Source organism: Leucobacter chromiireducens subsp. solipictus (assembly GCF_016758195.1).
Taxonomy (GTDB): Bacteria; Actinomycetota; Actinomycetes; order Actinomycetales; family Microbacteriaceae; genus Leucobacter; species Leucobacter solipictus.
The window spans coordinates 391,560-412,476 of sequence record NZ_QYAC01000003.1; the positions used below are offsets into that span (position 1 = coordinate 391,560).

General features: G+C 71.6%; 15 protein-coding genes. 7 read left to right on the forward strand and 8 right to left on the reverse strand.

The window, feature by feature from the left end:
* Positions 1-35: 35 nt before the first annotated feature.
* Positions 36-2,237 (forward strand): MMPL family transporter, encoded by a 2,202-nt coding sequence (locus tag D3230_RS07645; protein ID WP_237467130.1) that lies wholly within the window; start codon positions 36-38, stop codon positions 2,235-2,237.
* On the opposite strand, the gene D3230_RS07650 is transcribed toward D3230_RS07645, so the two are convergent.
* The 4 genes from D3230_RS07650 to D3230_RS07665 form a co-directional block, all read right to left on the reverse strand.
* Positions 2,218-3,780 carry an ABC transporter ATP-binding protein gene (locus D3230_RS07650; protein ID WP_337249131.1) on the reverse strand — a complete coding sequence of 521 codons (1,563 nt, stop codon included), beginning with the start codon at positions 3,778-3,780 and terminating at the stop codon, positions 2,218-2,220. The two genes, D3230_RS07645 and D3230_RS07650, sit on opposite strands and share 20 nt — an antisense overlap.
* Complete coding sequence (locus D3230_RS07655; protein WP_202344432.1) at positions 3,777-4,586, reverse strand: ABC transporter permease subunit; 810 nt, start codon at positions 4,584-4,586, stop codon at positions 3,777-3,779. Before D3230_RS07655 ends, D3230_RS07650 begins: the two co-directional genes overlap by 4 nt.
* Positions 4,583-5,551, reverse strand: a complete 969-nt coding sequence (locus tag D3230_RS07660; protein WP_202344433.1) for an ABC transporter permease — start codon at positions 5,549-5,551, stop codon at positions 4,583-4,585. The genes D3230_RS07655 and D3230_RS07660 overlap by 4 nt, the downstream gene beginning before the upstream one ends.
* A gap of 115 nt (positions 5,552-5,666) precedes the next feature.
* Positions 5,667-7,412, reverse strand: a complete 1,746-nt coding sequence (locus tag D3230_RS07665; RefSeq protein ID WP_202344434.1) for an ABC transporter substrate-binding protein — start codon at positions 7,410-7,412, stop codon at positions 5,667-5,669.
* 152 nt (positions 7,413-7,564) lie between these two features.
* Here D3230_RS07665 and D3230_RS07670 point away from each other — a divergent pair, with 152 nt between their 5' ends.
* Positions 7,565-8,200 carry a TetR family transcriptional regulator gene (locus tag D3230_RS07670; RefSeq protein WP_202344435.1) on the forward strand — a complete coding sequence of 212 codons (636 nt, stop codon included), beginning with the start codon at positions 7,565-7,567 and terminating at the stop codon, positions 8,198-8,200.
* Between the two features lie 411 nt (positions 8,201-8,611).
* On the opposite strand, the gene D3230_RS07675 is transcribed toward D3230_RS07670, so the two are convergent.
* Together D3230_RS07675 and D3230_RS07680 are read right to left on the reverse strand one after the other, a co-directional pair.
* A complete protein-coding gene (locus D3230_RS07675) occupies positions 8,612-10,657 on the reverse strand; it encodes an NADPH-dependent 2,4-dienoyl-CoA reductase (RefSeq protein ID WP_202344436.1) in 2,046 nt (681 codons plus the stop codon).
* A 252-nt stretch (positions 10,658-10,909) separates the two neighbouring features.
* On the reverse strand, positions 10,910-11,113 hold the full coding sequence (locus tag D3230_RS07680) for a cold-shock protein (RefSeq protein ID WP_025133079.1): 204 nt from the start codon (positions 11,111-11,113) through the stop codon (positions 10,910-10,912).
* Between the two features lie 300 nt (positions 11,114-11,413).
* Between D3230_RS07680 and D3230_RS07685 the strand changes: the two genes are divergently transcribed.
* From D3230_RS07685 to D3230_RS07705, 5 genes are all read left to right on the forward strand, one after another.
* A complete protein-coding gene (locus D3230_RS07685) occupies positions 11,414-12,313 on the forward strand; it encodes an NUDIX hydrolase (RefSeq protein ID WP_337249132.1) in 900 nt (299 codons plus the stop codon).
* On the forward strand, positions 12,310-13,656 hold the full coding sequence (gene nadA / locus D3230_RS07690; protein ID WP_202344437.1) for a quinolinate synthase NadA: 1,347 nt from the start codon (positions 12,310-12,312) through the stop codon (positions 13,654-13,656). The genes D3230_RS07685 and nadA overlap by 4 nt, the downstream gene beginning before the upstream one ends.
* A complete protein-coding gene (locus D3230_RS07695; RefSeq protein ID WP_202344438.1) occupies positions 13,653-15,353 on the forward strand; it encodes an L-aspartate oxidase in 1,701 nt (566 codons plus the stop codon). The genes nadA and D3230_RS07695 overlap by 4 nt, the downstream gene beginning before the upstream one ends.
* Complete coding sequence (gene nadC, locus D3230_RS07700) at positions 15,347-16,195, forward strand: carboxylating nicotinate-nucleotide diphosphorylase (RefSeq protein WP_202344439.1); 849 nt, start codon at positions 15,347-15,349, stop codon at positions 16,193-16,195. The genes D3230_RS07695 and nadC overlap by 7 nt, the downstream gene beginning before the upstream one ends.
* An 88-nt stretch (positions 16,196-16,283) precedes the next feature.
* Positions 16,284-17,471, forward strand: coding sequence for a cysteine desulfurase family protein (locus D3230_RS07705; RefSeq protein WP_202344440.1), 1,188 nt, complete (start codon positions 16,284-16,286; stop codon positions 17,469-17,471).
* 30 nt (positions 17,472-17,501) lie between these two features.
* On the opposite strand, the gene D3230_RS07710 is transcribed toward D3230_RS07705, so the two are convergent.
* Both D3230_RS07710 and D3230_RS07715 read right to left on the reverse strand, forming a co-directional pair.
* Positions 17,502-18,908 (reverse strand): DUF4192 family protein, encoded by a 1,407-nt coding sequence (locus D3230_RS07710; protein ID WP_202344441.1) that lies wholly within the window; start codon positions 18,906-18,908, stop codon positions 17,502-17,504.
* 217 nt (positions 18,909-19,125) lie between these two features.
* Entirely contained in the window at positions 19,126-20,889 is a 1,764-nt protein-coding gene (locus D3230_RS07715) for an L-aspartate oxidase (RefSeq protein WP_202344442.1), read from the reverse strand.
* Between the last annotated feature and the right edge of the window lie 28 nt (positions 20,890-20,917).

Here is a 20,917-nt window from a genome sequence, read left to right on the forward strand (position 1 = left end):
TATTTTCTTAGGCTAGATATATGGGGGAGCGGCACATGAACGCACAACACGGGAGCCCGCGGCGGCGCTGGCTGCGGATCCTCCTGCCGGCGATCCTGATCATCGGGTGGGTCGCCGTCAGCGGCATCGGCGGCCCCTACTTCGGGAAAGTGAGCGAGGTCTCGTCCAACGACCAGACCACCTACCTGCCGACCTCCGCGGACGCGACGCAGGTCCAGCAGCGCGCCGGAGAGTTCCGTGATTCCGAAGACATTCCCGCCGTCGTCGTGATGGCGAGCGATGAGAAACTGACCCCGGCAGAGCTGGAGACGCTGACCCAGGCCGTCGCGGACCTGCCGGACACGGTCCCGGGCGTCTCCGAGGAGCTCTCGCCGGTGATCCCGTCAGAGGACGGGCGCGCGGCGCAGTCCTTTGTGCCGCTCGACAGCGGGGAAGGCCTGCGCGACACCGTCGCGGCGGTCGGGGATGCGCTGCGTGACGCGGCACCGGACGGTGTCGAGGTCTACGTGACCGGGCCCGCGGGCTTCACGGCGGACCTCGTGAACGGCTTCGCCGGAATCGACGGAATCCTGCTGGGGGTCGCCCTCCTCGCCGTGTTCATCATCCTCGTGGTGGTCTACCGCTCGCTGCTGCTCCCCGTGGCCGTGCTCGGGACGAGCGTCATGGCACTCACGGCGGCCCTGCTCACCAACTGGTGGCTCGCGAAGTGGGGCGTGCTGATGCTCTCCGGGCAGACCCAGGGCATCCTGTTCATCCTGGTCATCGGCGCGGCTACGGACTACTCGCTGCTGTACGTCTCGCGCTACCGAGAGGAGCTTCGGGTACAGCGCGACCGGGGTGACGCCACGCGCGCGGCGCTCCGCGGCTCCCTCGAGCCGATCCTCGCGTCCGGCGGCACCGTCATCGCCGGCCTCCTCTGCCTGCTGCTCTCGGACCTGAAGTCGAACAGCTCGCTCGGGCCGATCGCCGCCATCGGCATCGTGTTCGCCATGCTGGCCGCGCTCACGCTGCTGCCCGCAATCCTCTTCGCGTTCGGCCGTGCCGCGTTCTGGCCGAAGCGCCCCCGCTTCGAGCCGGAGGTTGTCGCCGCAGAGCACGGCGTCCACGGCGGGGTCTGGGCCAAGCTCGCCGGCTGGATCAAGCGCCGCCACCGCCCCATCTGGATCGTCACCGCGCTCGCGCTCGCCGTGGGGGTGTTCGGGGCGAGCCAGCTCGACGCGACCGGCGTGCCGCAGTCCGATCTGGTGCTTGGCGCCTCGGAGGCGCGCGACGGGCAGCAGGCCCTCGGGGAGCACTTCCCCGGCGGATCGGGCAGCCCGGTCACCGTGATCGTGTCCGAGGAACAGCTCCAGGACGCCGCCGACGTGCTCCTCGCGTCGGACGGGATCGAGAGCGTGACCGTCGCGGCGACGGAGTCACCCACCGGCACGCTTCCCGTGACCGCTGACGGCGTGGGCACCGGGTCCTTCGGCCCGCCCGGCCAGGCGGGCATGCCCGGATCGGGCGCGGCGGCCGAGCCCACCGTGTCGCACGGAGATGTGCTGCTGCAGGGGACCCTCACCGCCGCCGCGGATTCCGACGCGGCCTCGGACACGGTGCGCGAGCTCCGCGCCGACCTCGTCGATGCGGCACCGAGCGCGCTGGTGGGCGGTGTCACCGCGACCGCGATCGACACCAACGATGCGTCGATCCACGACCGCACGCTCATCATCCCCATCGTGCTCCTCGTGATCACCCTGATCCTGATGCTGCTGCTGCGTTCCATCGTCGCGCCACTGTTGCTCGTCGCCACCACGGTGCTGTCATTTGGCACCGCCCTGGGGGTCGCCGGGTGGCTGTTCACGCACGTCTTCGAGTTCCCCGGTGTCGATCCGGCGGTCCCGCTCTACAGCTTCGTGTTCCTCGTGGCGCTCGGGATCGACTACAACATCTTCCTCATGACCCGAGTCCGCGAGGAGAGCCTCACCCACGGCACCCGCGAGGGGATCCTGCGTGGCCTCTCGATTACGGGTGGCGTGATCACCTCGGCGGGGCTCGTGCTCGCGGCGACGTTCGCGGCGCTGTCGGTGATCCCGATCCTGTTCCTCGTGCAGATCGCGTTCATTGTCGCGTTCGGCGTGCTGCTCGATACCTTCATCGTGCGCTCGCTGCTCGTGCCCGCGCTCACGTACGACATTGGCCGGGCGATCTGGTGGCCGTCGAAGCTCGCGAAGCGGGTCAGTACGCCGCAGCGCTGATCAGATCGCGGGTGAAGGGGTGCCGCGGGGCGGTGAAGATCCGCTCCGTGGCACCCTCCTCGACGACGCGACCGTCCTGCATGATGAGGGTGCGGTCGCACACCGTGCGCACCGCGGCGAGGTCGTGGGAGACGAAGAGCAGGGCGACGCCGTCCCGCGCCTGGAGATCGCGCAGGAGATGCAGGATCCCCGCCTGGGTGGCCATGTCGAGGGCGGAGACCGGCTCGTCGCACACGAGCACATCGGGGCGGGCCGCGAGGGCGCGCGCGATCGCGACGCGCTGGCGCTGACCGCCGGAGAGCGTGGCCGGGCGGCGGCCGAGGAACTCGGGGCCGAGCCCCACCCGTCCGAGCAGCTCGGCGGGCGTCGGCGACTCGGCACCGCGGATCGACGCGCGCAGGATCCGCTCCACGCGCCACCGCGGGTCGAACGTCGCGAAGGGATCCTGCGGGATCAACCGGATCCGGCAGCCCGCCTCCGCGCGCGTGAGCGTGCCGGAGTCCAACCGCTCCGCGCCCGCCACGATGCGCGCGAGCGTCGTCTTGCCCGCGCCCGACTCGCCGACGACCCCCACCGCCTCGCCCCGGTGCAGGCGAAGATCGACGCCGCGCAGCCCGGCGGTGCCGCCGCCGGGGGCGGGGAACTCGCGCACCCCGGCGGTGAGGGTCAGCAGCTCCGGCGCGGGCCGCGTCTCCCGGCCGGCACCGTCGGCGACGGTCTCCGGTTTCGGACCGCGGGGGATCGCCGCGACCAGTGCGCGGCTCGCCGCGTGCTCGGGCGCCGCGAGGAGCTGGGCCGCGGGCCCCGCCTCGACGATCCGACCCTCGTGCAGCACCGCGATGCGGTCGGCGACGCGCGCCACCGCACCGAGGTCGTGACTGATGAGCACGAGCGCGGTGCCGCGATCCCGAATGTCCCGGAACGTGGCAAGCACGTGCGCCGCGGTCGCCGAATCGAGCGCCGTCGTGGGCTCGTCCGCGATGATGAGCGCCGGCTCGGCGGCGATCGCTGAGGCGATGAGCGCCCGCTGGCGCATGCCGCCAGAGAGTTCGCCCGAGCGCTGCGTCAGGCGCGCCTCGGGGTTCGGCAACCCCGCGGCACCGAGCGCGTCCACCACCGCACGCCGGCGTGCCGCGCCCCGGACGCCCCGCACCGTGAGGGCTTCGCCGACCTCGGCCCCGATCGTGCGGAGCGGATCCAACGACTGCAGGGCGTCCTGGAGCACCAGGCCGACCGTCCGCCCGCGGACCCCGCGCCACTGGCGCTGGCTCGCGCCGCGCAGTTCCCGTCCCGACACGGCGAGACGCTCCGCGCTCACCGACCAGTGCCGCTCGGCCTGCGTGAGCCCGAGCAGGGTGCGGGCGAGCACGGACTTGCCCGCCCCGGAGGCCCCGACGATCGCGAGGCATTCGCCGGGGGCGACGCGGAGATCCACGCCCGCGAGAATCGCGCCGCCGCGCGGGTGCGTCACCGTGAGCCCGCGCACGTCGAGGGCGGGCCCGACCGGCGGGGTCGTGGCGGGCGTCATCGTCTGTGCGGTCACGTCAGATCCTCTCCGTCGGCAAGCCTGCGGCCGAGCACCGTGAGCGCGGCGGCGGTGAGCACGATCGCGAGGCCGGGCCCCACCGTCATCCACCAGGCGGAGGTCAGGTAGACGCGGCCCGCGTTCAGCATGGCCCCCCACTCCGGCTCGGGCGGCGCGGCCCCGAGCCCCAGGAACCCGAGCGCGGACACCCACACGATCGCCTGCCCCACCCCGAGCGTCGCGGCGGACACGAGCGGCCAGAGCGCGTTCGGGGCGATGTGGCGGGCAAAGATGCGTACCGGCGTGACCTCGTCGAGGCGCGCCCACTCGACATAGCCGCTGCGTGCGACCCCGCGCGCGCGGGCGCGCAGCATCCGCGCGTAGCCGGGGATCGTCGCGAGGCCGATCGCGAGGATCGAGGAGGCCGGGCCGCCGCCCAGGACCGCGATGAACAGCAGCGCGAGCACGAGCGTCGGAAGCGCGAAGAGCACCTCGAACAGCCGGCCCAGTGCGGCGTCCACGAGGCGCGGGCCGAGCCCCGCGGTGAACCCGAGCAGCGCGCCGATCCCGATGCCGATCCCGGTGGCCGCGAGCCCGATCCCCACCGAGGCGCCCGCGCCGTGCACCACGCGGGTGAGCACGTCGCGCCCCGACTCATCGGTGCCGAACGGGTGGGCGAGGGAGGGGGGCTGGAAGGCGGCGGCCGGATGGATCGCGAGTGGGTCTCCGGGTGCGAGGAGGTGGGGCAGCGCGACCGCGACCGCGACGAGGAGCAGGACGAGAATGCTGAGGGCCTCGGGCAGCCCGATCCGGCGGCGCCTCACGCGGGCACCGCCGTGCGCGTGCGCGGCCGCAACCGCGGATCCACCACCCACTCGAGCAGATCGGTCAGGAACATGACCGCGACGTAGAGCAGCGCGATCACGGCGACCGCCCCGACCACCACGGGCACGTCGCGGACCAGCGTCGCCTCAAGCAGGAGCCGGCCGAGGCCGGGACGTGCGAATAGGGCCTCCACCACCACGGCGCCGCTGAGGAGCGAGCCGTAGGCCCAGCCCGAGAGCGCGAGTGCGGGGAGCGCCGCGTGTCGCAGGGTGTGGGTGAGCAGCACGCGCGCCTCCGAGCCGCCGCGCGCACGGGCCGTCGTTGCGAACGGGGCGGCGTCGGCCTCGGCGAGCGAGCCGTGCATCACGTGCGCGAGGTAGCCCGCGAGCGGCACGGCGAGGGTGACCACGGGCAGCACGAGCCCCGCCGGCGCGGATCCCGAACTCGTCGCCGGGAACCAGCCGAGCCCGCTCGCGAACACGAGAATCAGGATGGCGCCCAGGAAAAAGTGGGGGGTAACCGAGACGATGGTCTCGATCCCGGCGAGTACCGCGCGCGTGGCGCGACCGATCCAGCCCCGCCGCGCCGTGCTGGCGAGGGCCCCCGCGAGGGCGAGCACCCAGGCGAGGAGCAGGGCCAGCGAGGCGAGCAGCACCGTCGGGGGGACGTGCGCGGCGAGCAGATCCGCCACCGGTTGCTTGCGCGCGTAGGAATCCCCGAACTGCAGCGTCGCGGTGCGCCAGAGCTGTGAGAGATACTGCACGAACACGGGCTGGTCGAGGCCGTACGCGAGCCGCGCCTCGGCCACGGCCTCCGGCCCGGCCTGCGAGCCCGGCCCGCCGAGGATCGCCTCGAGCGGATCCCCCGTCGCGCGCAGCGCGACGAACACGATCGTGGCTGTGACCCACACGACGAGCAGCGCGGCAGCGATGCGGCCGAGCACCGTGCGCAGGATCCGGCCCATGGGTCTCGTGGCCCTTTCTCGTGGTGGTGGCGATGGTGTTGGTGGTGTGCTGGGTGCGGTCCGCGCGTGCGGCGGTCCGGGCCGACTGTTCGGCCCGGACCGCCCGGCGCTATTGCTACTGGGTGAGCTGCGCGTTCACGAAGGTGGGCGTTGCGACGGTCCCGAGGGTCGTCACGCCGGCCACACCCTTCGTGAGGAAGTGGTTCTGCTGATCATAGAGTGGCAGCACCGTGAAGCTCTCGAGGATCCGCTGCTGGGCATCGGCATAGATCTTCGTGCGGGCGTCCTCGTCCAGGGTGTCCGAGGCCTGGTCGAGCAGGGCATCGAGCTCGGGGTCCGCGAGCTGCGCGTGGTTCGCGAAGTAGCCCGAGGGCGCCGGAACGATCCCGTCCGAGTGGTAGAGGATCCGCAGCACGTCCGGGCCCACCTTCGTGTACGGAGCGCTGACCGCCTCGTACTCGTTCGCGCCGAGCGCCGCGTACCAGCTGGACAGGTCCACGGGCTCCAGCTGCACGTCGAAGCCGACCGCGGCGGTGTTCGCCTGGATCTGCTCGAACAGCGACTGCTCGGCGGCCACCGACTGGTTGGTGCTCACGGGGAAGCGCACCGTCAACGCCTTCCCGTCCTTCGTGCGCACACCATCGGCGTTCTGCTCGGTCCAGCCGGCCGCGTCGAGCAGCTTCGCGGCCGCGGCCGCGTCCGTCTTGAACAGCTGCTCGGCGCTCGTCGCGGCGGGCTCGGTGCTCGCGAGCGGGGAGAAGGAGCGGGTCGCCGTTCCCTGGGTGAGCGATTCGATGCCGGGGCTCGGATCGGCGGCGCGGATGAACGCCTCGCGCACGCGGATATCGTCGAACGGGGCCTGCGCCGAGTTGAGCTCGATGCGGTTCACGGAGCCCGGCCGTGGGGCGTCGATGTGCGCGATTCCGGCGGCCTCCGCCCCGGCGATGTCGTTCGGCAACGGGTTGTCGATGACCTGCACTTCGCCGGACGCGAGCGCCGCGTAGCGGGTCGCGGCATCGGGGATGAAGCGCCACTCGATGCCGTCGAGGTGGGCCGCGCCCTCGTGATCGGCTTCCGGCCCGGGCGTGCGGTAGTCCTCGTTGCGGACCAGGGTGACGCTCTGCTGCGGGGTCCAGTCCTCGACGACGAACGGGCCGGTGCCGATCGGTGCCTGGCAGTTGGCCTCCATGCCCCGGGCGATGCCGGCGGGGGACTGGATCGCCGTCCACTGCTGGCTCAAGGACTCGAGCAGGGCCGCGTCCGGGGCCGAGAGGTGGAAGCGGGCGTGCGTGTCGTCGACGACCTCGACCTCCGCGACCTTGGCCAGTGCGAGGTAGCCGGTGGAGGACTGCGTCTCGGGATCCTGCAGGTGTTCGACGTTGGTCTTGATCGCCGCGGCGTCGAGCGGTGTGCCATCGGTGAAGGTGACGCCCTCCTGGAGGGTGAAGTCCCAGGTCAGGCCGTCTTCGCTCGTGGTCCACTCGCTGGCCAGCCACGGGGTGATCGTGCCGTCGGCGTCACGGCCGACCATCGGCTCCAGGTACTGGGTCGAGATGAGCGCCTGCGGGTAGTTCCCGCCCACGTGCGGATCGAGGCAGGTGGGTTCCGCGTCGCCGGTCGCGTAGACGAGAGTGCCGCCGTCCTGGGGGGTGCCCGTGGCACCGGCGTCTCCCGCGCCCGGGGCGGCGCACGCCGTGAGCGTGAGCGCGGCGGCAGCGGTGAGTGCGGCGAGGCCGCTCAGCGTGAGGGCTCGCGCGCGCGGGCTGCGACGTCGGGCGAGGACGCCGTTCGGCTCGGCGGCGGGGCGTGCGGTGGCCGGTGTGTCGAAGGCGTCAGGTGTGACACCGGGGGTGTGGGGCATGGTGCGGCGACTCCCGTGAGTGTGGCCGGCGCGGGCGCGCGGCGAGTGAGCGCGCGGATCACCCGCGCATGGGTTGTTTCTAGATTCAGTGCAACAAAGAAGAGCTTACGCTATTCCCGGGCCCGCCCGGCGCACGCGGCTAGAGTGGGCGAGTGAGCACTCCGACCCGCGGGCGCCCCCGCGCTTCCTCCCACGAGACGATCGCTGACGCCGCGATCGAGCTTTTCCTCGAGCAGGGCTACGAGGCGACGTCGGTGACCGAGATCACGCGTCGCGCCGGGGTGAGTCGCTCGAGTTTCTTCAACTACTTCTCCGGCAAATCCGACATCCTGTGGTTCGTGTTCGACCAGCACCTCGACGCCGTGCTCGCCGCCCTCGCCGACCCGGCCGTGCCGCTCGCGGAGGCGCTTGACGGCTTCGCGGCCGGGCCGCCGCCCGAGACGCTGGCCCTCGCAATCGTCGATGCCCGCACGATGGGGGTCGAAGCGGAACTCACCACGGGCCGCGCCGAGCGCCAGCTGCGCCTGTCCCAGGCCATCGCCGCCCGCGTCGCCGCGGGTGCGGGTTCTGGGTCGGGCGTGAGTGCTGGTACTGGCGCCGGTGTGGGTGCTGGGGTGGGCGTCGGCGCAGGGGCCAGTGCGGCGTTCGCGCCGGAGGTGGTCGGTGCCGGGTATGCCGCGGCGCTCGCCGCCGCGGTCTGGCACTGGGCGCAGCTCGGCGCCGGGCGGCACCGCCTTGCGGACACGGTCGCCGATGCCCTCGCCGAGGCGCGCCGCCTCCTGCCGTAACCCGAAAGGCTCTTCCCTGTGCCCCCTGATCGGGTGTTTGTTTGTGTGCTGGCTGGCTGTTTGGCTTGCTGACTTGACGGGTGGCTGGCTGGGTGACTTGCGGGCTCTCTGGCGGACCGATCGGCGGTCTTGCCGTCTTGCGGTCTTGCGGTCTGACTTGCTCGCCGGCTGCTTGGCTGCCTGTCTGTCTGCCCGTCTGTCTGCCTGCCTGGCTGCCGGACCCCAGGCTGACGTTGACTCATTGACTTGCTGACTTGCTGGGTGACTTGCGGTCTGCCTGGCTGACTAGCTGATTTGCTCGCTGCCTGACCAAACTGTCACCTAAACGTGCATCAGACACCTTTGAGCTTTGAGCTTTGAGCGTCGAGCCTCGACCCTCAATCCGCGACCCTCGATCCTCGATCCTGCCGTCTACAGGGCTGCGGCGAGCCGGGTGCCCTGGTCGATCGCCCGCTTCGCGTCGAGCTCGCTCGCGACATCCGCCCCGCCGATCAGGTGCGCGGAGATCCCGAGCCTGGCGAGTTCCGCGTGCAGTTCGCGGGCGGGGTCCTGGCCGGTGCAGAGCACGATCGTGTCCGCGGGAATGACCTGCTCGGCACCCTCCACGACGATCCGCAGCCCGGCCTCGTCGACGCCCCGATACTCAACCCCAGGGACCATCTGCACGCCGCGTCGCGCGAGCTCGGTGCGGTGAATCCAACCGGTCGTTTTGCCGAGACCAGCCCCGAGTTTCCCTTCCTTGCGCTGCAGCATCACGACGCTGCGCGGCGACGCGACGGGGGTCGGTCGGGTCCCGGGCGTTGGGTCAGCGAGCCCACCGGGTGTGACCCCGGCCGGGTCCACGCCCCAGTGCGCGAGGAATGCGGGCACATCGGCGGGATCCTCCGGTGCCGCGTGCGTGAGGAACTCGGCAACGTCGAAGCCGATGCCGCCCGCACCCAGCACGGCGACGCGATTTCCCACCGGGACGCGGTCGCGCAGCACATCGAGGTAGGTCACCACCCGGGTGTCCTCCAGGCCGGGAAACTCGGGGATCCGCGGGTGCACCCCGGTCGCGAGAACGATCTCATCGAAGTCGCCGGCCGCGAGCGACTCCGCGGTCGCGGTGGTCTCCAGCGCCAGGGTGACCCCGGTCTCGGCGAGCCGCACACCGAAGTATCGGAGCGTCTCCCGAAACTCACTCTTGCCGGGAACCTGGAGGGCAACGTTGAGTTGCCCGCCGATGCGCGAGTCCCGCTCGAACAGGGTGACGTCGTGGCCGCGTTCGGCGGCCGTGGTCGCGCAGGCAAGGCCGGCTGGGCCGGATCCGACCACCGCGATCCGGCGACGCCGCCGTGTGGGGGAGAGCACGAGTTCCGTTTCGTGCCCGGCGCGGGGATTGACGAGGCAGGAGGCGAGCTTCCCGGAGAACGTGTGGTCGAGACACGCCTGATTGCAGCCGATGCAGGTGTTGATGCGCTCCGGCGTGCCGGCCGCGGCCTTGCGGACGAAGTCCGGGTCGGCAAGGAACGGCCGTGCGAGCGACACGAGATCCGCCGCGCCGTCGGCGAGGACCTGTTCCACGGCCTCGGGGGTATTGATCCGGTTGGTGGTGATGAGCGGCACCGACACCTCGCCCATGAGCCGCTTCGTGACCCACGCGAACGCGCCGCGCGGCACGGAGCTGGCGATGGTGGGGATGCGCGCCTCGTGCCAGCCAATGCCGGTGTTGATCATGCTGGTCCCGGCATCTTCGACGAGGCGCGCGAGCTGGAGGACTTCCTCCGGCGTCGAGCCGTTCGGGACGAGATCGAGCATCGAGATACGCGTGATCAGGATGAAGTCGGGGCCGACTGCCTCCCGCACGCGCCGGACGATCTCGACGGGGAATCGCGCACGGCCCGTGAACGAGCCGCCCCAGCGGTCGCTGCGGTGGTTCGTGTGGGGCGCCGTGAACTCGTTAATGAGGTACCCCTCGGAGCCCATGATCTCCACCCCGTCGTACCCGGCCTGTTGGGCCAGGGTCGCGGTATGTACGTAGTCGTCGATGGTGCGTTCGATGTCAGCGTCGCTCAGCTCGCGCGGGGGGAATCGATTGATAGGGGCCTGGAGTGGGCTGGGGGCGACGAGCCCGGGGTGTGCCGCGTAGCGTCCTGCGTGCAGGATCTGCAGGGCGATCCGCCCGCCCTCGGCGTGCACGGCCTCGGTGAGCAGGCGGTGTTCCGCGACCTCGTCGGACGTACGCAGGAGCGCCGAGCCCGGCGTGAGGCGGCCCTCTTCGTTGGGCGAGATTCCACCGGTGACGATCAACGCGGCACCACCCCGGGCGCGTTCACGGTAGAACGCCGCGAGGCGGGCGAAGCCACCCGGCGCTTCCTCAAGGCCGAGGTGCATCGAACCCATGATGATGCGGTTCGGGAGCGTGACGCTCCCGAGCTGGAGCGGGGCGAGCAGATGCGGATACGTCGACGGTGACATGCGGCCCTCTCAGGGTGAGCGTGCGTCCTCCCACCCGGAGCGGGGGCGAGGCGGCCACCACACGGTGACCGGCTGTTCCGAACTGTAACGGCCGGGACCCGCGGGTGTCGAACGAAGTGTCGACCCTCTACAAAAGCATCGGGGGAGGCCAGCCGATTGGCTGACCTCCCCCGAGCGGTGAGTAGTCACCGCGCAGTTGGTGAACTGCGGATGTTCATCCCGAGAAGGGCGTGAACATCGCGATTCACAAACTTAGATGGCGCGGATGTTGCTCGCCTGCAGACCCTTGGGGCCCTGCTCGATGTCGAACTCAACGCGCTGCTCTTCGAACAGGTCGCGGCGGCCGTTGCCCTGGATCGCGCTGAAGTGTGCGAAGACGTCGGAAGCTCCGTCGTCAGGGGTGATGAAGCCGAAGCCCTTTTCGGAGTTGAACCATTTTACGGTGCCGGTGGCCATACTGTATTTCCTTTGTGTTGCTGGCCGCGAGGAGCGGCCGGGGTGCCACGGCGACGGCGCCGACGTGGAGACTGGTAGCTGTGCCGCGTGTTTGCGACGGACAAAACTTGCTGGTGAATCCCAACGTTCGGCATTACTGGTCTTGCGACTGAGCATATCCCACTCAGGGCGCTGTGTTGCGGAATCGTGATATTCCTGTGTCTTTTCTCGTCATGTGGTGCGCTGGGCGCGGTGGGCCGGCGTTGGAGAATGCGCGCGCGTGAGTTATAGTCAGCTTGACCATAACTCGGAACGAGGGGCGTGACCGTGCACTATGCGGAGACCAGCGCGAGCGAGCGACAGTACCTGCCGCCCGCCGTGGCGGTATCGGTCGTGGCGTTCGCGCTCCGCCCGCCGGCCGACGCCGAACTGGGCGACCCGGACGCGTACGCGGGCGACACCACGATGTGGCTGCCCCTCGTGCGGCGCACTCGTGCCCCGTTCCTGGGGCAGTGGGCGCTCCCCGGCGGCCCCACCCAGTGGGACGAGACGCTCGCGGACACCGCGCTCCGGAGCCTGCACGCCGCAACCGCCCGCACCCCCGGATACCTCGAACAGCTGTACTCGTTCGGCGGCGTGGAACGGTCCGCCGACGCGCAGCGCCTCGTGACCATCGCGTATTGGGCGCTGTACGGGGAACACGAGCTCGACCCCGCAGTCGCTCCGGCCGGCGGTCTACCGACGGTTCCCCCTGCGGCACCGCGCGGCCCGCGGCGCTGGGACGATCCAGCGCCCGCCGTACGCGCGGGGGAGACAGCCGCCGCGGGACTCTCCCCGGCGGCCCCCGGGAACGCGGGGAATGTCGCCTGGTTCTCGGCCGATCGGCTCCCCGAGCTGGCCTTTGACCACCGGGAGATCATTGACCACGCCCTGGGTCGACTCCGGGCGAAGACCGAGTACGCGTCGGTCGCGCACCGTTTTCTCGGGCCGGTGTTCACGCTCGGGCGGCTGCGCGCGGTCACCGAAGCGGTGCTCGGACAGCCCGTGGACCCCGCGAATTTCCGGCGACAAGCGCTTGCACAAGGCTCGCTCGTCGACACCGGTGAGCGTGAGAGCGGTGCCCGCCACCGGCCCGCGCGGCTCTATCGCTTTGCGGAACCACCCGCAACGTCGCACGACCCCATCACCCCAGGAACACCCTCAGCGAGGAGCACAGCATGACCAGCGTCCACGAACTCATCCGCGGTGCGGCCGAACGCGAGGCCGCGACTCGTGCGACGGGAGGCGACGAACGGTCTGATCCGGCAACGCCCGCGCACCGCCGCCCCATCATCCTCCGAGCGACGGGGCTGACGAGTTGCGACACGGAACTCGCCGATGATCCCTGGTCGATCGATCGTGCCCCCGGCTACGGCCCAGGCGCGTCGTCCGCGGACGGGATTCCGAACGACGCTCCCCGCCAGGGCCCGCTGCCCCGCAGCTACACGGACGCAACGGACGAGGAACTGACCGCCCGGATCGTCGCGGCGAAGGCCGCGCTCGGCGATCGCGTGCGCATCCTCGGCCATTTCTACCAGCGCGACGAGGTGGTGCAGCACGCCGACTTCGTGGGCGACTCGTTCATGCTCGCGCAGGCCGCGAAACAGCATCCCGAGGCCGAGGCCTTCGTGTTCTGCGGCGTGCACTTCATGGCCGAAACCGCGGATATCCTCTCCGGGCCCGAACAGGCGGTCATCCTGCCCAACCTCGCCGCGGGCTGCTCGATGGCCGACATGGCGACGATCACGCAGGTCGAGGCGTGCTGGGAGGAACTGACGGCGGCACTCGGCCCGGTGGAAGACGGCGAACTCCAGCCGGTGATCCCCGTGACGTACATGAACTCGTCCGCGGACATTAAGGCCTTCTGCGGTCGCAACGGCGGGATCGTGTGCACCTCGTCGAACGCGCGGACGGTGCTCGAATGGGCCTTCGCCCGCGGTCAGCGCGTCGTGTTCTTCCCGGATCAGCACCTGGGGCGGAACACCGCACAAGCGATGGGGATCACCGAGGCCGAGATGCCCCTCTGGCGCCCGCACCTCGCACTCGGCGGGAACACCGTGGAGCAGTTGCAGGATGCGCGCGTCATCCTGTGGAACGGGTTCTGCTCGGTGCACAAGCGGTTCACCGTTGCGCAGATCGATCAGGCCCGCGCGGAGTTCCCGGGCGTCCGGGTGATCGTGCACCCCGAGTGCCCGGCGGCCGTCGTTAACGCCGCGGACGGGGCCGGTTCGACCGAGTACATTCGCAAGGAGATCGAGGCGGCGGCCCCGGGGAGCGTCATCGCGGTCGGTACAGAGATCAACCTCGTGAATCGCCTGCAACAGCAGCGACCCGATCTCACGATTTTCTGCCTCGACCCCGTGGTGTGCCCCTGCTCGACGATGTACCGGATCCATCCGGCGTACCTTGCGTGGACGCTTGAGTCGTTGCTGGCCGGGGAAACGCCGAACCAGATCCGGGTGCCGGAAGCCGTGGCGGCGGACTCGCGCGTCGCGCTTGAACGGATGCTCGCGGCTCGGCCATGATTCTCGTGGTCGGCTCGGGTGTCGCGGGCCTCAGCTGTGCGCTGGCGGCCTGGGCCGCCGGGGCAGAGGTGGAACTGGTGACCCCCGGCAGCCTCACGCCTCGGGCGGACGCGCTCGGCGGAGGGAACACGGCGCTGGCCCAGGGCGGCGTGGCCGCCGCGCTGGGTGCGGGGGACGATCCCGCGGCTCACGCCGCGGACACCCTGACGGCCGGGGCCGGCCTGAGTGACGCTGACGCGGTCCGCGAGCTGACGGTGGCGGGGGCGGAGCTGGTCCGGGACCTGATTTTGCGCGGGTTCCCCGCGGACCTCGCCGCGGATGGGTGCCCTGCGCTCGGTCTGGAGGGTGCCCACGGTCGCCCCCGGATCGTGCACTCCGGCGGCGACCGAACCGGAGCAGCGCTCCACGATTTCCTGCGTGCGCGCGTGTGTGCGGCTCTGGAAGAGGGGCGGCTGACCGTCACCGAACACGCGGTGGTCGAGCGACTTCTTCGTATCGGGGATCAGCCCGAGGACGCCGTGGTCGGGGCGGTCCTGCGCGTAGGCGGAGGAATCGCGGTGCCGCGAAGCGCGGCCGCCGTGGTGCTCGCGACCGGCGGCTACGCCGGGCTCTTTCCCGGGAGTTCCAATCACCCGGGGGCGCAGGGGTCCGGGGTCGTGCTGGCCGCACGAGTGGGTGCCGTGCTCGCGGATCTCGAGTTCGTGCAGTTCCACCCGACCGTGCTCGCGCCCGTCGCTGCCGGGGGCAGCGGCGATCTCGTGTCCGAGGCGGTCCGCGGCGCGGGCGCGGTGCTGCGTGACGGATCAGGGGCGCAGTTCATGGTCGGGCGGCATCCGCAGGCCGACCTCGCCCCGCGGGATGTGGTCTCGCGCGAGATTCACCGGGTGCTGCGTGCACGCGCGGAACCGACCGTGTGGCTGGACGCGACCGGCATCGAGCGGGATGGCGGGCCGGGCACATTGGCCCGCCGCTTTCCGGGCATCACTGAATCGGTCGCGGCGCGCGGACTCGACTGGCGGCGCGAGCCGATCCCCGTGGCACCCGCCGCGCACTACAGTATGGGCGGGGTCGCGAGCGATCTCGACGGGAGGACGAGCGTTCCCGGGCTCTTCGCGGCCGGAGAGGTCGCGTCGACCGGAGTGCACGGGGCGAACCGCCTCGCGTCCAACTCCCTGCTGGAGGGACTCGTGTTCGGGACAGCGGCTGGGCGGGCCGCGGCCTCCTGGGCTCACGCTTCCGGGGGCGACCGCCCGCGGTGGGAGAGTCGCGGAGCCGCGTTTCGACGGTTGCTCGCGGAGGCTCGAACGGTGCCGGGAGCGGCCGCATTCGGCGCGGCCCGCGGTGCCGTCCCCGCTCCCGACGCACACGCAGCGGTGCGCGCCGCGATCAGCGCGGGGCTCGGCATCGAACGTGATGCCGCGGGGCTGCGGGCCACGGCGGCCGTGTGCGCGGCGAACACCACGGACGCGGCCCTCCTTGGCGGCCTGATCTGTGCGGCCGCGCTCGCACGGGAAGAATCGCGTGGCGCGCATCTGCGCGCAGACTTTCCCGCACCCGACCCACACGCCGCGCGGCGTACCGCGCTGGTGTGTGAACCCGCACCCCCGTTCGGCGTCGTGCCACCCGGCGCCGGCGCGGCCACCGCGAGTACCGCGGCCACCCCATCCCCCCGTGCAAGGAGCCTGACCTCATGCTGACACCCGTTTTGATCACCGACACTGTGCAGCGTGCGCTCGCGGAAGATGCGCCGTGGGGAGACCTCACGGGGGAACTGGCGATTCCCGCTGACGCTTCGGTGCGGACCGTACTGAACGCCCGCGAAGCGGGGGTGTTCGCCGGCGGGCCACTGATCGTCGAGGCGTTCCGACAGGTGGACCCGAGGATCGAGGTCACGGAGCTTGCGGCTGAGGGTACCCCGTTTCAGGCGGGCGACGTGCTGGCGCGGGTGGCAGGCCCCGCGCGGGGCGTGCTGACCGGCGAGCGGATCGCGCTCAACTTTGCACAGCGCATGAGCGGGGTCGCGACGCTGACCGCGCAGTTCGTCGCCGCCGTCGCACACACGCATGCCCGGATCGCGGACACGCGGAAGACCACGCCGGGCCTGCGGGCCCTGGAGAAGCACGCGGTCCGTGCTGGGGGCGGCTCGAACCACCGCTTCAGCCTGTCGGACGCGGTCATGATCAAGGACAATCACCTCGCCGCCCTCGGCGCCGTGGACGCGGCCACGACCACGGCCGCGCTCGCGGGCTTGCGCGAACGCGCGGGGCACACGACCGCGATTGTCGTGGAGGTGGACCGGGTGGATCAGATCGCCCCAGTACTTGCTGCGCGCCCGACCGGGATCCTGCTCGATAACTTCTCGCTTGCTGAGCTCCGCGCTGGCGTGGACCTCATTGCGGGGCAGGCGGTGGTGGAAGCGAGCGGGGGCGTGACCCTGGACACCGTGGCAGGGATCGCGGAGACCGGTGTGGACGTGATCTCCGTGGGCCTCTTGACGCACGGGGCGCGTGCGCTTGACCTGGGCTTGGACGCCGAATGATCGGGCGCGACGCCGGGCAGGACGCCGCACCGGACGCGACGCTCGGTGCGCGGAGTGCGGGCCACGCACGCGGGCAGGGAGCACCACGATGACCATCACGTACTTGGATGCCGCGGCGACGGCGCCACTGCGGCCGGAAGCGCGAGCGGCGATGCTGGCGGTGTGGGATGCCGGCCAGGCGAACGCGTCGAGCGTGCACTCGGCCGGGTACCGGGCCCGTGCGGCGGTGGACACCGCACGCGAGCGTCTCGCGCGGGCACTGGGTGCGCGGCCCGGAGAGATCGTGTTCACCTCCGGGGGGACGGAGGCGAATACCCTCGCCATCGTCGGCCTGGCGCTCGCTCGACCCCGGGGCCGGCACCTCGTCACCTCGGCGATTGAGCACTCCTCGGTGCTGGAGTCGTGCCGATTCCTCGAACGCGTCTTTGGCTTCGAGCTGACGATCGTGACGGTGGATGCGCAGGGCCAGGTCGCGCCGGAGGCGGTGGCGGCTGCCCTGCGCCCGGATACGACTCTGCTGTCGATCGGCCTCGCGAACGCCGAGGTGGGGACGGTGCAGCCGATCCAGGCCATCGCCGACGGTGCGGTGTCGCTCGGGGTGCCCGTGCACACGGATGCGGTGCAGGCCGCGGCGAGCCTGCCCGTGTCCTTCGCTTCGGGGCTCGACGCGGAGAACGCTCCCGCGGCCTGGCCCGGCCGTGGAGTGACCGCGATGACGGTAGCCTCACACAAGTTCGGCGGCCCGCAGGGTGTGGGGGCCCTGGTGCTGCGGGCGGGAACCCCCATCGAACCCGTGCTGCACGGCGGGGGCCACGAGCACGGCGTGCGGTCCGGGACCGAGAACGTCGCGGGAATCGCTGGCTTCGCAGCAGCGGTCGTGGCGGCGACCGGCGGCATCGGAGGCGCGGCGCTCGACCTCATGGCGAGCCGCGATGCGCTGATCCGGGACGTGCTCGCCGAGGTTCCCGGCACCTCATTGACCGGGCACCCGGAGGAGCGTTTGCCCGGCCACGCCTCCTTCACGGTCGCCGGCGTGAGCGGGGAATCCCTGCTCGTCGCGTTGGATTCCGCCGGCCTGGCGGTCTCTTCTGGCTCTGCGTGCGCGGCCGGGCAGTCAGAGCCTTCGCCCGTGCTCCTCGCGATGGGTGTGGCACCGGAACTCGCGCAGACCGCCCTGCGGTGCACGCTTCCGGCGCCGCTCTCAGAGTCCGTGCGTGAACGCTGTGTCGAGGTGCTCCGAGCCGAGGTCAGGAAGGCGACCGGCACCCGGGCGTAGCGGAGCATCGCGGGGAGCCTGGGGGCCGGATTACTCGGCATTCGGCACCTCCGTCCCGAGAGGGGTCTCGCCGAGATCCGCGCCGGATCCGTGATCCGAGAACGGCTGTGGATCGGCGAATCGCGACACGTGGCTGGGCACCGCGATGAGTGCGGCAACGGTGCGCAGCAGCGCATGGTCCGCGTGCCGTTCGGCGGCGGCATCGATGCGCCGCTGGGCCACGCTCTGCGTGCCCGAGAGCCACCACAGCCAGGCGCTCAGTGCCGCGAGCGGGGCGCTGAGCGGCGGCGGGCATTCCGCGAGCGCCTGGTCAACTCGATCGCGGACCGCCGCCAGCCGCCCGCGCTCGGTGAAGGCCGCGCCCACGTCCGAGAGGAGCATGAGCAGTCGCGGGTAGGGCGCGAGCGCGTGTTCCGGATCTGGCTGCAGTACGGCGAGGAGCTGCGCGCTCGTGTCCGCGTCGCGGAGCATCGCCCCGGCCCGGACGGGGCGCAGCATGATCCCGAGTACCACGCCCAGCCAGCGGCCCGGGTCTGCGAGGACGCGTACCGCGCGCACGGTGTCCGCAACGCTGAGGGAGCTGGCCTCCCGGAACGCCGAGGCGACCTCAACGACGTGCGGGACAAGCTCGGGAGGGACAGCCCGGGGCAGCGGCCGTGGCGTTGCGCGACCCGCCGACACGGGCAGCCCCGGCGGCTGGGGCGGCACCGATGCTGGCGGTACCGGCGTGGCGGCAGGGCTGCCGCTGGTTGAGGCGGCGCGCAGCGTCGCGAGATCGGGTGTGAGCTCCGTTGCAAGGAGCGCGCATCGGTGGGGGTCCGGTTCGGGGAGCGAGCCGTATTCCGCCTGCGTGGGGACGGGGGAATCCCTGAGCGCGGCTTCGAACGCGAGCGGGGTGGCCGCAAGCTCGGCGAGCGGGCGACCGCCGACGGGCACGGCGTCCGCGTCCCGGTAGTCTGCCCAGCCATCGGCCGCGCGACAGCAGCTGACCGTGAGCGCGATCCCCGCCTCCCGGCAATCGGTTGCGATGTGGGCCGCGAGCTCCGTCCAGGGCGGCACGCGGCTCCGGCCGAAGCGAACGCTCGTGACGACGGCGATCCCGAGGCCGGTGATCCGCGGCGGCGTCGGATCGCCGGACCGCGCCGCGGATTCGGTGAGGGACTGCAGCGCCGAGCGAAGCAGGCCCAGGACCTGGGCGGTGCTCTCGGGCCCCGGAACGCGGGGAAGATCGATGCGGGCAGCCTCGACCGAGCGCGTCCCCGAGAAACGCAGCACGATGAGGCTGTCTTCCGGGTCAAACCCCAAGAGTCGGGGGAGCGCCGACAGGATGTCGGCCGGCGTGGTGCAGCGCAAGACCTGGACGGCATTCGGCGCGTCGGTGGGTGAGCCGGCCGTGGTCGGACGGCGGGCGGGGAGCGGGGTCGTATGCGGAGTCATGCAGCGATTCTGCGCTGGGCGGGGGATGCGGTGGCGGGGCTATCCACACGCATCCCGCGAAAACGCCGTCCCCGGGTGTCGAAGGCACACCTGGGGACGACGCTGGCTCGACGGGGCCGGGGCGCCCGGCAGCGGACGCCATGCGGCCCGCCGGACCGACGGTCCGCCGGACCCATGACCCGGCCGACCCACGCCCGGCCGACCCACGGCCCGGCCGTTACTCGACGAGCTTGCCCACGACGGAGTCGTCGAGGCCGGCCATCGCGAGCGCCCGGAACGATTCGGGTGCCTCCGGCAGCGGTTCGAAGCGGGCACCGTCATGCGGCGTCCACACGAAGTTCCCCTGCAGCTCCGCGCTCTGCTCGGGGTAGTCCGAGCGATTGTGGCAGCCGCGCGTCTCGCGGCGCTCCAGGGCGCACTCGAGGGTGGCGCGCGCGGCGAGCAGCGAGCCGTAGAGATCGAAGGCGTGCGCGAGATCGTCGAAGCCGGCGATGTCGGGATGCGCGGTCACGTTCTGCACCCGCTCCTCCAGCACGGCGAGCTTCTCGAGACCCGCGGTGAGGCCCTCCTCGGAGCGGACGACGCCGGCGTGCTCGGTCATCAGATCGCGCAGGGCGCGCTGGAGACGGCGCGGGCTCTCGCTCACGGAGCCGCGCTCGGTGAGCAGGCTCGTCATTTCGTCACGCGCTTCGGCGACGGCCGCGGGATCGCGCCGCACCTCGGTGACGCCGGAAACATACTCGGCGGCGTCCGCGCCCGTGATCCGGCCGTACACGAGGAGCTCGATCAGCGAGTTGCCCCCGAGGCGGTTCGCGCCGTGCAGGCCGCTGGACGCCTCACCGATGGCATAGAGGCCGTCGACGCCGGTGCCGTGGTCCTCGGGCCGCACCCACACCCCGCCCATGGAGTAGTGGGCGGTCGGCGCGATTTCGATGGGCTGCTCGGTGATGTCGAGCATCTGCAGGTCGATGAGGTTGCGGTAGACCCGGGGCAGTTTGGCGAGGATCTGCTCGCGCGGGAGGTGCGAGACATCGAGGAACACGCCGCCGTTGGTGGTGCCGCGCCCCTCCACGATCTCGGTGTAGCTTGCGAGCGCGACGCGGTCGCGGGTCGACAGTTCCATCCGCTCGGGATCGTACTTCTCCATGTACCGCTCGCCGAGCGCGTTGCGCAGGATCCCGCCCTCGCCGCGCGCGGCCTCGGACACGAGGAGCCCGGCGGCCTCCGCGGGCTCGAGGATGCCCGACGGGTGGAACTGCACCAGCTCGGCGTCGCGGATCTTGCCGCCCGCGAGCGCGGCGAGCCGGAACGAGTCGCCCGTGTTCTCGTCGCGCCGGGAGGAGGTGTTGCGCCAGATCCGCGTGTGGCCGCCCGCGGCGAGGATCACGGCGTCGGCGTTGATCTGGACGGGGGAGCCGTCCACGATGTCGAAGCCGTACGCGCCGAAGATCCGGCCGTCGCTGGTGAGGAGCCGCGTGATGTAGATGGTGTCGACGATCGGGACCTGCAGCTCGGCCGCGCGCCGCATCAGCGTGCGCTGGATCTCCAGGCCGGTGTAGTCGCCAGCGTATGCGGTGCGGCGGTACTTGTGTGCGCCGAAGAAGCGCTGGCTGATCCGGCCGTCTGCCTCGCGGGCGAAGGGCATGCCCCAGCGCTCGAGATCCTCGATGCCCTGCTTCGCGCCCTGGGTGACGACCTCGACGATCGCGGGATCGGCCAGGAAGTAGGACTCGCGGAGCGTGTCGGCGGCGTGCTGCTCCCAGCTGTCCTCGGGGTCCATGGTGCCGAGGGCGGCGTTGATGCCACCGGCGGCGAGGGTGGTGTGGGCGTCGTGGGCGCGGCGCTTGCCGACGGCGAGGACCTGCACGCCGCGCTCGGCGAGCTCGATCGAGGCGCGGAGCCCGGCACCGCCGGTGCCGATGACGAGGACGGAGGTGGACAGGAGGCGTTCGGTGCGCCCGGAGGCGGGTGTGCTGTGCATGCGGACCACGCTAGGCAGTCCGGTTCAA

Bases quoted from the DNA above. Each gene is read 5' to 3' on its own strand.
- D3230_RS07645 (WP_237467130.1), top strand. From the start codon at position 36: ATGAACGCACAACACGGGAGCCCGCGGCGGCGCTGGCTGCGGATCCTC.
- D3230_RS07660 (WP_202344433.1), bottom strand. From the start codon at position 5,551: ATGGGCCGGATCCTGCGCACGGTGCTCGGCCGCATCGCTGCCGCGCTG.
- D3230_RS07665 (WP_202344434.1), bottom strand. From the start codon at position 7,412: ATGCCCCACACCCCCGGTGTCACACCTGACGCCTTCGACACACCGGCC.
- D3230_RS07675 (WP_202344436.1), bottom strand. From the start codon at position 10,657: ATGTCACCGTCGACGTATCCGCATCTGCTCGCCCCGCTCCAGCTCGGG.
- D3230_RS07680 (WP_025133079.1), bottom strand. From the start codon at position 11,113: ATGGCCACCGGCACCGTAAAATGGTTCAACTCCGAAAAGGGCTTCGGC.
- nadA (WP_202344437.1), top strand. From the start codon at position 12,310: ATGACCAGCGTCCACGAACTCATCCGCGGTGCGGCCGAACGCGAGGCC.
- D3230_RS07695 (WP_202344438.1), top strand. From the start codon at position 13,653: ATGATTCTCGTGGTCGGCTCGGGTGTCGCGGGCCTCAGCTGTGCGCTG.
- nadC (WP_202344439.1), top strand. From the start codon at position 15,347: ATGCTGACACCCGTTTTGATCACCGACACTGTGCAGCGTGCGCTCGCG.
- D3230_RS07705 (WP_202344440.1), top strand. From the start codon at position 16,284: ATGACCATCACGTACTTGGATGCCGCGGCGACGGCGCCACTGCGGCCG.
- D3230_RS07710 (WP_202344441.1), bottom strand. From the start codon at position 18,908: ATGACTCCGCATACGACCCCGCTCCCCGCCCGCCGTCCGACCACGGCC.
- D3230_RS07715 (WP_202344442.1), bottom strand. From the start codon at position 20,889: ATGCACAGCACACCCGCCTCCGGGCGCACCGAACGCCTCCTGTCCACC.